General features: G+C 74.6%; 11 protein-coding genes. 9 read left to right on the forward strand and 2 right to left on the reverse strand.

Going from position 1 to position 11,600, the window contains the following annotated elements; translation table 11 throughout:
• Positions 1-199: 199 nt before the first annotated feature.
• From ACFV6I_RS22000 to ACFV6I_RS22030, 7 genes are all read left to right on the forward strand, one after another.
• Positions 200-1,048: a carbohydrate ABC transporter permease gene (locus ACFV6I_RS22000; protein WP_380427148.1), complete on the forward strand. Its 849-nt coding sequence runs from the start codon at positions 200-202 to the stop codon at positions 1,046-1,048.
• Positions 1,045-1,947: a carbohydrate ABC transporter permease gene (locus ACFV6I_RS22005; protein ID WP_380427150.1), complete on the forward strand. Its 903-nt coding sequence runs from the start codon at positions 1,045-1,047 to the stop codon at positions 1,945-1,947. Before ACFV6I_RS22000 ends, ACFV6I_RS22005 begins: the two co-directional genes overlap by 4 nt.
• Complete coding sequence (locus ACFV6I_RS22010) at positions 1,944-2,993, forward strand: hydroxyacid dehydrogenase (protein ID WP_380427152.1); 1,050 nt, start codon at positions 1,944-1,946, stop codon at positions 2,991-2,993. The genes ACFV6I_RS22005 and ACFV6I_RS22010 overlap by 4 nt, the downstream gene beginning before the upstream one ends.
• 131 nt (positions 2,994-3,124) lie before the next feature.
• A complete protein-coding gene (locus ACFV6I_RS22015; RefSeq protein WP_380339536.1) occupies positions 3,125-4,228 on the forward strand; it encodes a Gfo/Idh/MocA family protein in 1,104 nt (367 codons plus the stop codon).
• Positions 4,228-5,400: a dihydrodipicolinate synthase family protein gene (locus ACFV6I_RS22020; RefSeq protein WP_380339433.1), complete on the forward strand. Its 1,173-nt coding sequence runs from the start codon at positions 4,228-4,230 to the stop codon at positions 5,398-5,400. The genes ACFV6I_RS22015 and ACFV6I_RS22020 overlap by 1 nt, the downstream gene beginning before the upstream one ends.
• The gene (locus ACFV6I_RS22025; RefSeq protein ID WP_380427154.1) at positions 5,397-6,278 is read left to right on the forward strand and encodes a sugar phosphate isomerase/epimerase family protein; all 882 of its coding nucleotides are present in this window, start codon (positions 5,397-5,399) and stop codon (positions 6,276-6,278) included. Before ACFV6I_RS22020 ends, ACFV6I_RS22025 begins: the two co-directional genes overlap by 4 nt.
• A 52-nt stretch (positions 6,279-6,330) precedes the next feature.
• Positions 6,331-8,136 carry a beta-galactosidase gene (locus ACFV6I_RS22030; protein WP_380427156.1) on the forward strand — a complete coding sequence of 602 codons (1,806 nt, stop codon included), beginning with the start codon at positions 6,331-6,333 and terminating at the stop codon, positions 8,134-8,136.
• A 103-nt stretch (positions 8,137-8,239) separates the two neighbouring features.
• On the opposite strand, the gene ACFV6I_RS22035 is transcribed toward ACFV6I_RS22030, so the two are convergent.
• A complete protein-coding gene (locus tag ACFV6I_RS22035) occupies positions 8,240-9,031 on the reverse strand; it encodes a methyltransferase domain-containing protein (RefSeq protein ID WP_063350578.1) in 792 nt (263 codons plus the stop codon).
• Between the two features lie 200 nt (positions 9,032-9,231).
• Between ACFV6I_RS22035 and ACFV6I_RS22040 the strand changes: the two genes are divergently transcribed.
• Together ACFV6I_RS22040 and ACFV6I_RS22045 are read left to right on the forward strand one after the other, a co-directional pair.
• Positions 9,232-10,188: a DUF2690 domain-containing protein gene (locus ACFV6I_RS22040; RefSeq protein WP_380427158.1), complete on the forward strand. Its 957-nt coding sequence runs from the start codon at positions 9,232-9,234 to the stop codon at positions 10,186-10,188.
• A gap of 66 nt (positions 10,189-10,254) precedes the next feature.
• Positions 10,255-10,815 carry a DinB family protein gene (locus ACFV6I_RS22045; RefSeq protein WP_063350576.1) on the forward strand — a complete coding sequence of 187 codons (561 nt, stop codon included), beginning with the start codon at positions 10,255-10,257 and terminating at the stop codon, positions 10,813-10,815.
• Between the two features lie 38 nt (positions 10,816-10,853).
• On the opposite strand, the gene ACFV6I_RS22050 is transcribed toward ACFV6I_RS22045, so the two are convergent.
• Entirely contained in the window at positions 10,854-11,540 is a 687-nt protein-coding gene (locus ACFV6I_RS22050) for a polysaccharide lyase beta-sandwich domain-containing protein (protein WP_380427166.1), read from the reverse strand.
• Positions 11,541-11,600: the final 60 nt, after the last annotated feature.

An 11,600-nucleotide genomic window follows, 5' to 3' on the forward strand; every position in this document is an offset into this window, starting at 1 on the left:
GGCCAGTCCATCGCGCGCAGCGCCGCCGACGCGGCCTCCGACACCTCGCCGTCGACCCGGACCTCGGCGGCCGCGTCGCCCCCCCGCCCGCCCCCGCACAAGATGACACCCACCCCGCCCCGCCCCGCCCCCCCCCGCGCCGCCCCGCCCCGCCGGGCGGGGGCGGTACGGGGCGCCGGCCGTCCTGCTCGCCCCGTTCGTGCTCCTGTTCACCGCCTGCACGCTCGTCCCGATCGGCTACGCCGTCCACCTCAGCCTGTACACCGAGCACCGCTCCGGGCTCGGCTTCGGCGGCGGCGAGACGGTCTTCACCGGCCTCGGCAACTACACCCGGGCGCTCGGTGACCAGGCGTTCCGCTCGGGCTTCTGGACCACCGCGCAGTACTGCCTGCTCTACATCCCGCTGATGACGGGGCTGGCGCTGCTCCTCGCGCTGCTGCTGGACTCGGCGCTGGCCCGCGCCCGCCGCTTCTTCCAGCTGGCGCTGTTCCTGCCGCACGCGGTGCCCGGCATCATCGCCGCGCTGATCTGGGTCTACCTGTACACGCCCGGCATCAGCCCGGTCATCGACCTGCTGAACGCCGGCGGCGCCCACCCCGACCCGTTCGGCGCGCCACTGCCCGCCGTGGTCAACATCGCACTCTGGGAGTGGACCGGCTACAACATGGTCATCTTCTACGCCGCACTCCAGGCCGTCCCGCGCGAAGTCCTCGAAGCGGCCGTCGTCGACGGCGCCGGACCGCTGCGGACCGCCGTCAGCGTCAAGATCCCGCTCATCCGCGCCTCGATCGTGCTGGTCGGCCTGTTCACCCTGATCGGCTCGCTCCAGCTCTTCACCGAACCGATGATCCTGCACGGCGCCTCCCCCGGCGTCGTCTCCACCTGGACGCCCAGCATGTACGCCTACACCGCCGCCTTCGACCGGGGCGACTACGGCCTGGCCGCCGCCGCCTCGGTGCTGCTCGCGCTCGCCGCCGCCGCGCTGTCCTTCCTCGTCACCCGGGCCACCCGCCCGCGCCCGGACCGCCGGACGGAGGCCACCGGATGACCACGCTCGCCCCCGGACGCCGCCCCCGGCAGCGCTCCGCCGCCCGCAGCCACCCGCCCCGCCGGCCGTGGAGCCTCTCCAAGGCCGCCGTCAACGGCGCCCTCGTCCTCGCCACCGCCTACACCCTGCTGCCGCTGCTGTGGCTGGTGACCGCCGCCGCCAAGAACACCGGCGACCTGCTCGGCGGGCGCGCCCTGTCCCCCGCCACCTGGCACCTCGGCGACAACCTGCACGCGCTGGCCACCACCGGGGACGGCATCTACTTCCGCTGGTACCTCAACTCCCTGCTGTACGCCGGGCTCGGCGCACTGGCCTGCGCCCTGGTCTGCGTCTGCGCCGGGTACGCGTTCCACGTCCACGCCTTCCCCGGCAAGGAGAAGCTGTTCGGCCTGGTGCTGCTCGGCGTGCTGGTGCCCACCACCACGCTGGCCCTGCCGATGTACCTGCTCGCCTCGGACCTCGGCGTGGTCAACACCTTCTGGGCGGTCTTCGTGCCCTCCCTGGTCAACCCCTTCGGCGTCTACCTCGCCCGGGTGTTCTGCGCGGGCTACGTCCCCGGCGAGGTGCTGGAGGCGGCCCGGATGGACGGCGCGGGCGAACTGCGCACCTTCTGGTCGATCGGCCTGCGGATGATGACGCCCGGCTTCGTCACGGTGTTCCTCTTCCAGTTCACCGCGATCTGGAACAACTTCTTCCTCCCCCTGGTGATGCTCTCGGACAACCGGCTCTTCCCGGTCAGCCTCGGCCTGTTCAGCTGGAACGCCCAGACCCACGCCTTCCCCGAGTACTACCCCCTCGTCGTCAGCGGCTCGCTGCTCGCCGTCCTCCCGCTGGTGGCGGCCTTCGTCGGCCTGCAACGCCACTGGCGGGCCGGCCTGACCGCAGGAAGCGTCAAATGACCACCACCACAGCCGACATCCGCTCCCCCGCCGCCCCGGCCCGCCGGCCCCGCGCCCTGCTCGCGATGGACCGCGCCCTACCCGCCCGGCTGCTCGACCGGCACGCCGTCCAGCGGCTCACCGACCTCGCCGACCTCGACCCCGACCTGGTCGTGGACGACTTCGCCACCCCCGAGGCCGCCGCCGCGCTGGCCCGCACCGAGGTCATCATCAGCGGCTGGGGCTGCCCGCCGCTGGACGAGGCCGTGCTGGCCGCCGCGCCCCGGCTGCGCGCCGTCATCCACGCCGCCGGCTCGGTCAAGCACCACGTCACCGACGCCTGCTGGCGGCGCGGCCTCCAGGTGACCTCGGCGGCCTGGGCCAACGCGCTGCCCGTCGCCGAGTACACCGTCGCCACCGTGCTGCTCGCCAACAAGCGGCTGCTGGCGATCCGCGAGGACTACCGGCACCGGCGCGCCCCGCACGACTGGCAGGGCGCCTACGCCGCCGCCGGGAACTACCGGCGCACGGTCGGCGTCGTCGGCGCCTCCCGGATCGGGCGCCGGGTGCTCGAACTGCTCGGCCCGCACGACCTCGACCTGCTGCTGTACGACCCGTACGTGGAGGCCGCCGAGGCCGCCGCGCTCGGCGCCCGGGCCGTCGGCCTGGACGACCTGTGCGCCTCCTCCGACGTGGTCACCGTGCACGCCCCCGAACTGCCGGAGACCCACCACCTGGTGGACCGCCGCCGGCTCGCCCTGATGCGCGACGGCGCCACCCTGGTCAACACCTCCCGCGGCTCGCTGGTCGACCAGCAGGCGCTCACCGACGAACTCGTCGCCGGCCGCCTGGACGCCGTCCTCGACGTCACCGTCCCCGAGGTCCTGCCCGCCGACTCACCGCTGTACGAACTGCCGAACGTCCTGCTCACCCCGCACGTGGCCGGCTCGCTCGGCGGCGAGCTGCACCGGATGGCCGCCGCCGCGGCCGACGAGCTCGCCCGCTACGCGCGGGGCCTGCCGTTCGCCCACGCCGTCCACCCCGAAGGCATCCACCGCACGGCCTGACCGCGCCCCCTCCCCATCACCAGCTGCACGGCCTGACCGCGCCCCCGCCAGCACCAACACCACCAGCTGCAAGGAGAACACCCGTGGACCGCAAGGTGATCGGCGTCGTCCTGAACGGCGTCACCGGCCGCATGGGCCACCGCCAGCACCTCGTCCGCTCGATCCTCGCCATCCGCGAGCAGGGCGGTCTCGACCTCGACGACGGCCGGGTGCTCTGGCCCGAACCGATCCTGCTCGGCCGCAACGAGGCCAAGCTGCGCGCCCTGGCCGAACGCCACGGCCTGGAGCACTGGACCACCTCGCTCGACGAGGCGCTCGCCCACCCGCTCACCGAGGTGTACTTCGACGCCCAGGTGACCCCCGCCCGGGAGGCCGCCCTGCGCGCCGCGATCGCCGCCGGCAAGCACGTCTACACCGAGAAGCCCACCGCCGAATCCCTCGACGCCGCCCTGGAACTGGCCCGCCTCGCCCGGGCGGCCGGCGTCCGCAACGGCGTCGTCCAGGACAAGCTGTTCCTGCCCGGGCTGCGCAAGCTCAAGCGGCTGATCGACGGCGGGTTCTTCGGCCGGATCCTGTCCGTGCGCGGCGAGTTCGGCTACTGGGTCTTCGAGGGTGACTGGCAGAGCGCCCAGCGCCCGTCCTGGAACTACCGCGCCGAGGACGGCGGCGGCGTGATCCTCGACATGTTCCCGCACTGGCGCTACGTGCTGGACAACCTCTTCGGGCCCGTCCGCACGGTGTACGCGCACGCCTCCACCCACATCCCCCGTCGCGTCGACGAACAGGGCCGGGCCTACCCCGCCACCGCCGACGACGCCGCGTACGGCGTCTTCGAGCTGGCCGACGGCGTCGTCGCGCAGATCAACTCCTCCTGGGCGGTGCGGGTCGACCGGGACGAACTGGTCGAGTTCCAGGTCGACGGCACCGAGGGCAGCGCCGTCGCCGGGCTGCGCGAGTGCCGCATCCAGCACCGCGCCACCACCCCCCGGCCGGTCTGGAACCCGGACCTCCCGGCCACCGACCCCTTCCGCGCCCAGTGGCAGCCGGTGCCCGCCAACGAGGAGTACGACAACGGCTTCAAGGTGCAGTGGGAGCTGTTCCTGCGCCACGTGGCGACCGGCTCCGCCTACCCGTGGGACCTCCTGGAAGGCGCCAAGGGCGTCCAGCTCGCCGAACTCGGCCTGCGCTCGGCGCGCGAGGGCCGCCGGCTCGACGTCCCCGAGCTGGTGCTCTGATGGCCGAACTCGACCTGCCCGGACACGGCCGGCTGCGGCTGCGCGAGCCCGCACCGCTCGACCTGCCCGCACACCCGCCCGCCTCCCGCACGGCCTTCGCGGCCGCCCACGTCGTCGCCGACCCGCTCGGCGCCAACGCCGCCGGCGCCCCGGCCGCCCTGGACTGGGACGCCACCCTCGCCTTCCGCCACCACCTCTGGTCGCTCGGCCTCGGCGTCGCCGACGCCATGGACACCGCCCAGCGCGGCATGGGCTTGGACTGGGCCGCCACCCGCGAACTCATCACCCGCTCCGGCGCGGCGGCCCGCGCCGTCGGCGGCCGGCTCGCCTGCGGCGTCGGCACCGACCAACTCACCGACCCGGCAGGCTCCTTGAGCGACATCACGGCCGCCGCCCTGAGCGAAGTCGCAGACGCCTACGAGGCGCAGCTCGCCGTGGTCGAGGCGGCCGGCGCGCAGCCCGTCCTGATGGCCAGCCGGGCCCTCAACTCCCGCGCCCGCGGCCCGGAGGACTTCCTCCGCGTCTACGACGGGCTGATCCGGCAGTCCGCCCGGCCGGTGATCCTGCACTGGCTCGGCGCCGCCTTCGACCCGGCACTGGCCGGCTACTGGGGCTCCGCCGACCTCGATGCGGCCACCGACACCGTCCTCACCCTCATCCGCGAACACCCCGGTCGGATCGACGGCATCAAGGTGTCGCTGCTGGACGCCGACCGGGAGGTCGCGCTGCGCCGCGCCCTGCCCGCCGGGGTGCGGCTCTACACCGGCGACGACTTCCACTACCCCGAACTGATCAAGGGCGACGAACTCGGCCACAGCGACGCCCTGCTCGGCGTCTTCGACCCGATCGCCGGCCACGCCGCGGCAGCCCTGCACGCCCTGGACGCCGGCGACACCGCCCGCTACGACGCGCTGCTCGGCCCGACGCTGCCGCTGGCCCGGCACCTCTTCGCGGCGCCGACCTTCCAGTACAAGACCGGCGTGGTCTTCCTCGCCTACCTGGCCGGCCACCAGGAGCACTTCACCATGGTGGCCGGCGCCCAGAGCGGCCGGTCCGTACCGCACCTCGTCGAACTGCTCCGGCTCGCCGACGCCGCCGGGGTGCTCCCCGACCCCGAGCTCGCGGCCGACCGGATGCGCCGCTACCTCGCCCTGGCCGGGTGGTCGGCATGACCGCACCCCACCCCGCCGAACGGGGTACCGCCGCCCCCGGTCTGGAACGGCTCTCGCTCAACCAGATCACCACCAAGCACTGGTCCCTGCCCGAGGCCGTCCGGGGCTGCGCGCAGGCGGGCATCCCGGCGATCGGCCTGTGGCGGGACAAGGTCGCCGAGACCGGAACGGCCCGCGCCGCCCGGCTGGTCCGCGACAGCGGCCTGACCGTCAGCAGCCTCTGCCGGGGCGGCTTCCTCACCGCCGCCGGGCCCGAAGGCCGCCGCGCCGCGCTCGACGACAACCGGCGGGCCGTCGAGGAGGCCGCCGAACTCGGCACCGACACCCTGGTGCTGGTCGTCGGAGGCCTGCCCGAGAGCAGCCGCGACCTGCCCGGCGCGCGCGCCCGGGTCGCCGACCTGCTCGCCGAACTCGCCCCGTACGCCGGACAGTTCGGCGTACGACTGGCCATCGAACCGCTGCATCCGATGTTCTGCGCCGACCGCGCCGTGGTCTCCACCCTCGGCCAGGCGCTCGACCTCGCCGCGCCGCACCCCGCCGCCCAGGTCGGCGTGGTCGTCGACAGCTACCACGTCTGGTGGGATCCGGCGCTGCCCGAGCAACTCGCCCGGGCGGGCCGGGACGGCCGCATCGCCGCCTACCAGGTGTGCGACTGGACGCTGCCGCTGCCCGCCGACGTCCTGCTCGGGCGCGGCCACGTCGGCGACGGCCACATCGACTTCCGCTCCCTCACCGACCAGGTCACGGCGGCGGGCTACACCGGCTGGATCGAGGTCGAGATCTTCAACGAGCGGATCTGGGCCACCCCCGGCACGCAGACCCTCGCCACCGTGGCCGACCGCCACCGCACCCACGTGGCCACCGCGCCACACCGGTAGCCGTTGGCCTACCCTGGCAGCCCGTGCCACACCCTCGAAAGCTGGTCACGCGATGATCGAAACGATCGAACTCGACTACGACGACTCCGGATTCCGCCGCAACGGGGCCCCGCACCGGATCGTCGCCGGCGCCCTGCACTACTTCCGCGTCCACCCCGAGCTCTGGGACGACCGACTGCGCCGCCTGCGCGCCCTCGGCGTCAACACCGTGGACACCTACATCCCCTGGAACTTCCACGAACTGCCCACCGGTGAGATCGACTTCACCGGCTGGCGGGACGTGGCCCGGTTCGTCCGGCTGGCCCAGCAGCACGGACTGGACGTCATCCTGCGGCCCGGCCCGTACATCTGCGCCGAATGGGAGTTCGGCGGCCTGCCCGCCCGCCTCCTCGCCGTCGACGGCCTGCGCCTGCGCTGCGCCGACCCCGCCTTCCTCGCCGCCGTGGACGGCTGGTTCGACGCCCTCGTGCCCGAGCTGCTGCCGCTGCTGGCGAGCCGCGGCGGCCCCGTCGTGGCCGTCCAGGTCGAGAACGAGTACGGCAGCTACGGCACCGACGCCGGCTACCTCGCCCACCTGCGCGACGGCCTCCTCGCGCGCGGCGTGGACTGCCTGCTGTTCACCGCCGACGGCGCCGAGGACTTCATGCAGCAGGGCGGCGCGATCCCCGGCCTGCTCGCCACCGCGACCTTCGGCTCCCGCGCCCCCGAGCGCTTCGAGGTGCTGCGCCGCCAGCAGCCCAAGGGGCCGCTGGCCGCCATGGAGTTCTGGATCGGCTGGTTCGACCGCGTCGGCGGGCCCCACCACGTCCGCGACCCGCAGGAGTCCGCCCGCTCCCTGGACGCACTCCTCGCCACCGGCGCCTCCGTCAACCTCTACATGGCCCACGGCGGCACCAACTTCGGTCTCTGGTCCGGTGCCAACCACACCGGCACCAGCCCCGACACCCCGGGCTACGAGCCCACCACCACCAGCTACGACTACGACGCCCCCATCGGCGAGGTCGGCGAACTCACCGCCAAGTTCCACGCCCTGCGCGACGTCATCGGCCGGTACCTCCCCCTGCCCGACGGCGAACTCCCCGCCGAGCCGCCCCGCCTGGCCCCGCGCCGCATCGACCGCAGGACCGGCCGGGCCCGCCTGTTCGACTCCCTGGACGCGCTGGCCACCCCGCACCACCGGCCCGTCCCGGAACCCATGGAGAACCTCGGCCAGTCCCTCGGCCTCATCCACTACCGCACCCGCGTCCCCGGCCCCCGCCCCACCCTGCCGCTGCGCATCGACGGCCTCGGCGACCGCGCCCAGGTCTTCGCCGACGGCCGCCCCCTCGGCACCCTCGACCGCAACGACCCCGGCGCCACCCTCCCGCTGGCCACCGCGCCGGCCGGCACCACCCTGGACATCCTGGTCGAGGCGCTCGGCCGCACCAACTACGGCCCCCAGCTCGACGACCGCAAGGGCATCCGGCGGGGCGTCTCGCACGAACGCCAGCGCCTCCACGACTGGGAGATCCGCCCGCTCCCCCTCACCGACCTGAGCGGCCTGGCCTTCGACCCTGCCACCGCCGCCACCGACGGCGACCCGGCCTTCCACCGCTTCGAGACCGACCTCGACACCCCCGCCGACGCCTTCCTCGCCCTCCCCGGCTGGGGCCGCGGCCTGCTCTGGCTCAACGGCTTCCTCCTCGGCCGCTACACCGACGAGGGCCCGCAGCGCACCCTCTACGCCCCCGCCCCGCTCTGGCACCCGGGCACCAACACCCTCGTCCTCCTCGAACTCACCCGCCACGGCGAAGCCCTCGACCTGCGCGACCGACCCGACCTCGGCCCCGTCACGGACGCCCCCAGCTCCGAGTTCTGAAACTCCGCCTCACCGACATCGTGACCACCCTGCTCACCGGCTACGCCGCCGCCTCGACCCGGCCGGCCGACCGGCCGGGGACGGAGCGTCCTGCGGTGGCCACCTACCGGCGCCGGCCCCAGCAGGTGATCAGCGGGGCGGTGGTCACGTCCAGTTCGGTGTCACGGAGGTTGGCCAGGTGCCGGTCCAGGTCGGCGGCGGGGAGGTCGGGGCCGACCAGCTGGTCGCGGAGCTGACGGACCGTCGCCGCCTCCAGCTCCCGGCAGGCCGGGGAGGTGACGGGGAAGTACGCCTCGGCGGCGACGTCCGTCAGGCCCGCCTCGCGCAGCAGCCGGGGCAGGGTGCGGCCGAAGGCGAGGTCGGCGCCGCGCTCGGCGAGCCGGGCCCGGAACGCCCGGCGCACCCGGTTCGCCAGCTCCTGGTCCGGTCCGTGCTCGTCCGGGCAGGCGAGCGGTTGCAGGGCCGGGTCCGCGTCCTCGACCACCAGCCAGCCTCCGGGCCGTACCGCCGACGCCAGCCGCCGCAGCACCTCGGCCCGGTCGGGCAGGTGCACCAGCACCAGGCGGACGTGCACCAGGTCGAACAGCCCGTCGGGCAGCGGGTCGCGGGTGACGTCGTGCCGGCGGACCTCGACGCGGTCGGCGGGCAGTCCGGTCAGCCAGCTGGTGTCGAGGTCGCTGGCCAGGACCCGGCCCGCCGGCCCGACCCGCTCGGCCAGTGCCAGCGGGATGCCCGGGCCGCCCGCACCCACCTCCCAGCAGTGGTGCCCGTCGGCCGGGCCCAGCCGGTCCAGGTGCTCCAGCGTCCACGGGTCGAACAGCTCGGCGATGCCCTCGAACCGTCGACCCGCCTCCCGCTGCCGGTTGTCCAGCAGGTAGCCGCGCTCGTCGCCCATGCTCCGCGCCTCTCGGATCGCCCTTGCCCGTCGCCCCGCCCGTCGCTCGACGCGGCCGACCGCGATGCTAGGCGATCGGTGCCGGGTGCGCGAAGGCGCCCCGGGACGCGGGCGGTGGCCGAGGGAAGTCGACCGATTAAACTGATCATCCGAAAGTGGATCAGTTTGCATCCTCCGCCGACCCGCCCGAGGTACCCGCGATGAGTCAGTCCTGGAAGCCGCTCCCTGACGATCTTTCGGAACCCGCTCGACGTCTGGCCGAGGAACTGCGCGCGGTCAAGGACGCGCACCGGATCTCCCTGGCCGAACTCGGGAAGAGGACCTACCTCAGCAAGGCCTCCTGGGAACGCTGGTTGAACGGGAAGCGCCTGATCACCCCGCAGGCCCTGGCCGGCCTGATCGCCACGGTCGAGTGCGACGCCGATCTGCTCACCTCCCTGCTGCGGAAGGCCGAGGCCGCGCGCGACGCGCACGAGGCGCCCTCCTCCGAGGCCACGCACGACACGGACGAGGCGCTCTCCCCGGCGCCCGCGCCCGCAGCGCCGGCCGAAGCGCCCGACGCCGCCCCCGCCTCGCCGCGGCCCGCCCCGTGGCGGCGGCCGGCGGCCGGCGTGGGAGCCGCCGTGGCCGCCGTGCTCATCCTGTTCGCGGCCCTGTACCTGCGCGGCCCGCACGGCGGCAACGGCACGGCATCGGCGGCGACGCTCCCGCCGAAGACGGCGGCGGCGACGGCAGCGGCGACCGCCGGGCCGGCGCCGCTCTGCGAGGGCGTCGGCTGTGCGGGCAAGGACCCCCAGGACATGCGGTGCGACGTCGACCAGCGCACCCTGCTGACCGGCAACGTGGGCAAGGTGGTCCTCTACGTCCACTACAGCCCGCGCTGCCGGGCCGCCTGGTCGGGGATCACCGACGGCTCCCCCGGGGACAGCGCCACCATCATCACCAACCACGGCTGGCAGGAGACCGCCCTGATCCACTGGGGCTACGACAACTACTCCGTGATGGTCGACGCGAGCCCCGGCGACACCACCTTGCAGGTGTGCGGCCACCAGAAGGACGGCGACAACTGCACCGGCGTTGTCACCGACCCCGCCGCCCGCGCGAGCGCCCTCCCCAGCCCCCCGCCTCCGGCCGCCGCTCCCACGCCGACGCCCTGAGGCACCGTCGCCCATCGCGGCAAAACCCACTGGCGGCTCGGGCCCGCACGGACGAGCATGGCCCGCATGAGCGACCAACCCGAACGATGGACCCAGGCGACCGTCTACCCCGACATGTGGGCCGACCCGGACGACGACCCCCGCAACAGCGAGGGAGTCTGCCCGGACGGCGAACTCCCCACCCTGAACGACTTCCTGACGAACTACCGCCACACCCTGCTGATGAAGTGCGAAGGCCTGGACCCGGAGCAGCTGGCCCGCCGGTCCGTCCCGCCGTCGACGATGTCGCTGCTCGGCCTCGTCCGGCACCTCGCCGCAGTGGAACGGGACTGGCGCGGCTGGATCAGCGACGGCGATCCGCTGCCGAAGCTCTACGGCAAGCGGGACGCGGACTTCGACGGAGCCGTCGCCGAGCAGGCCGAGGTCGACGCGGCGTTCGCCGACCTGGCCCGCGAACAGGCCGCGACCGACGCCGCCCTGGCCGCGCACCCGGACCTGGGCACGCGGCTGGGGAAGAGCGGCATCGCGGTGCGAGAGCTGCTGGTGCACAGGATCGACGAGTACGCCCGTCACTGCGGGCACGCCGACCTGTTGCGCGAGTGCCTCGACGGGCGGGTCGGCCAGTAAGGCCCGTCCCGGTGCGCTGACCTCGGCGGCCGGCTCCGTCAGGCGGCACCTCGACGGAAGCCGGCGCTCCGCCGGAAGACCGCCGACAGGCTCGCTCCCCCGGTGCCCGCCACCGCGCAGCGCAGCACCAGCGGCCCGGAGTCCGAGAGCACCGTGATGCCGGTGCCGCCGCTCGCGAGCCGGTAGCCGTCCAGCGCCATCGTCAGCTGGACGGTGGCCGCCTTCCGGGTGGGGTCGGCGACGGCGACGGAGAGGTCGCCGCCGTTCTCGCGGAGCAGGACGGAGCAGGGGGCGGAGACGGTCAGCGGGCCGACGGTGCCGGGGGCGAAGAAGTTGGCGAGGGTGAGTCCGAGTCCGGGCGCGCTGATCGCCTGGGCGTCGGCCGTGTTGGCGAGCACGGTGGCCGTCGGGGCCGCCGCGCGGGCCGCCGCCTGGTCCGGGCCGGCCCCGGGCATCAGCACGTAGTGGTACGTCCCGTCGACGGGGTCGGTGCCGTGGTCGAGGCCGATCGACAGGTAGGTCCGGGTGATCGGGTCGGGCGCCCCGCCCCGGTTGATGTCGGCCCACGCCCCGGTCCGCCGTTCGCGGGCGAGGTCGAGGGTGGCGCCGTCGGGGAACACCCAGGCGCCCGACCCAGCCAGCGCCGCCCAGCGGACGCCGTCGGGCCCCCCGCACCCCCCCGGGGGCGCGGGCGGGGGGGACGCCACAACCACGCACACACCCACCGCACCGGGCCCCCGCGCGGGGGGGGGGTACGGCGGGTGGGCGGTGAGGCACCGCGTCTG

The organism is Kitasatospora sp. NPDC059803 (assembly GCF_042732255.1).
Taxonomy (GTDB): Bacteria; Actinomycetota; Actinomycetes; order Streptomycetales; family Streptomycetaceae; genus Kitasatospora.

Coding starts and splice junctions, on each gene's coding strand:
- ACFV6I_RS22005 (WP_380427150.1), top strand. CDS start 1,045: ATGACCACGCTCGCCCCCGGACGCCGCCCCCGGCAGCGCTCCGCCGCC.
- ACFV6I_RS22010 (WP_380427152.1), top strand. CDS start 1,944: ATGACCACCACCACAGCCGACATCCGCTCCCCCGCCGCCCCGGCCCGC.
- ACFV6I_RS22015 (WP_380339536.1), top strand. CDS start 3,125: ATGGGCCACCGCCAGCACCTCGTCCGCTCGATCCTCGCCATCCGCGAG.
- ACFV6I_RS22020 (WP_380339433.1), top strand. CDS start 4,228: ATGGCCGAACTCGACCTGCCCGGACACGGCCGGCTGCGGCTGCGCGAG.
- ACFV6I_RS22025 (WP_380427154.1), top strand. CDS start 5,397: ATGACCGCACCCCACCCCGCCGAACGGGGTACCGCCGCCCCCGGTCTG.
- ACFV6I_RS22030 (WP_380427156.1), top strand. CDS start 6,331: ATGATCGAAACGATCGAACTCGACTACGACGACTCCGGATTCCGCCGC.
- ACFV6I_RS22035 (WP_063350578.1), bottom strand. CDS start 9,031: ATGGGCGACGAGCGCGGCTACCTGCTGGACAACCGGCAGCGGGAGGCG.
- ACFV6I_RS22040 (WP_380427158.1), top strand. CDS start 9,232: ATGAGTCAGTCCTGGAAGCCGCTCCCTGACGATCTTTCGGAACCCGCT.
- ACFV6I_RS22045 (WP_063350576.1), top strand. CDS start 10,255: ATGAGCGACCAACCCGAACGATGGACCCAGGCGACCGTCTACCCCGAC.